Source organism: Paraburkholderia sp. EG287B, from assembly GCF_040965595.1.
In the GTDB taxonomy this organism is placed as follows: domain Bacteria; phylum Pseudomonadota; class Gammaproteobacteria; order Burkholderiales; family Burkholderiaceae; genus Paraburkholderia.
In genome coordinates, this window is sequence record NZ_JBFRCG010000083.1 from 1 (window position 1) to 576 (window position 576).

At 62.0% G+C, this 576-nt stretch carries 1 pseudogene; it reads left to right on the forward strand.

Annotation, left to right across the window (positions count from 1 at the left end):
• Positions 1-576 (forward strand): annotated as a pseudogene (locus AB4Y40_RS42795) (adhesin); the annotation flags it as partial.

Below are 576 nucleotides of genomic sequence, written 5' to 3' on the forward strand. Positions count from 1 at the left end.
CGATGCGGTGAACGGCTCGCAGCTGTACAACCTGGCCAGTTCGACGGCGGATTCGTTCGGCGGCGGCTCGACGGTGAACAGCGATGGCTCGATCTCGAACCCGACGTATAACGTAGGTGGAGACACCTACAACAACGTGGGTGGCGCGATCACGAACCTCGACGGACGCGTGACACAGAACACGACCGACATCACGAACCTGCAAGGCGACGTCACGAACATTGCCGGACAGCTCGCCGATGCGGTGAAGTACGACACGTCGGCACACGATTCGGTGACACTGGGCGGCACGGATGCAACCGCGCCGGTGGCGCTGCACAACGTGGCTTCGGGCGCAGTGTCGGCGACGAGCTTCGATGCGGTGAACGGCTCGCAGCTGTACAACCTGGCCAGTTCGACGGCGGATTCGTTCGGCGGCGGCTCGACGGTGAACAGCGATGGCTCGATCTCGAACCCGACGTATAACGTAGGTGGAGACACCTACAACAACGTGGGTGGCGCGATCACGAACCTCGACGGACGCGTGACACAGAACACGACCGACATCACGAACCTGCAAGGCGACGTCACGAACAT